The following is a 714-nucleotide window of genomic DNA, read 5'->3' as shown; positions in this document are numbered from 1 at the left end:
CGGCGCTGATCACAGGAGGATCGGCAGGGCTGGGACGGGCGAGCGCGCTCGCGCTCGCGGAGCGCGGCTGGGAGGTGATCGTCACCGGGAGGCGGGTCGAACCGCTCGATCGGGTTGCCGCGCRGGCACACACCGTCACCGCGCTCCCCGGTGACGTGACCGATCCGGGGCACCGCGAGCGCATCGCCGTCGAGATCGCGGCGCGGGGGCGACTGGACCTGTTGCTCAACAACGCCAGCGCGCTCGGGCCCAGCCCGATGCCCTCCCTCGCCGAGTACCCGGAGGACGCATTGGCGCAGGTCTTCGCGACCGATGTGCTCGCCCCGCTCGCATTGATCGCCGCGCTGATCGAACATGTGCGGGACGCGGGCGGGACCGTGATCAACATTTCGTCGGATGCCGCGGTCGAGGCGTATGCGGGCTGGGGCGGTTACGGGGCGGCGAAGGCGGCGCTCGACCACGCGTCCGCGGTGCTGGCGGTGGAGGAACCCGGCCTGGCGGTCTATGCATTCGATCCCGGCGACATGCGCACCGAGATGCATCAGGCGGCGTTCCCCGGCGAGGACATCTCGGATCGGCCCGATCCGGAGACCGTGGTTCCTGCGCTGCTGAGTTTGCTCGACACGAGCCCACCCAGCGGCCGGTACCGTGCGGCGGACCTCGCGGTCGCTGCGAACCCGGGGGTGTCGTCGTGACGCGTGCACGGGTCACCTC

General features: G+C 71.5%; 1 protein-coding gene. It reads left to right on the top strand.

Annotated features, from left to right (window positions below; genetic code table 11):
• Positions 1-695: SDR family NAD(P)-dependent oxidoreductase (locus AC1D1G_RS45755; RefSeq protein ID WP_477957006.1), on the top strand; the 695-nt coding region annotated here is incomplete at its 5' end.
• Positions 696-714: the final 19 nt, after the last annotated feature.

This window comes from Rhodococcus sp. P3_B8, assembly GCF_056402775.1.
This window is presented reverse-complemented; position numbering and strand designations above follow the sequence as displayed.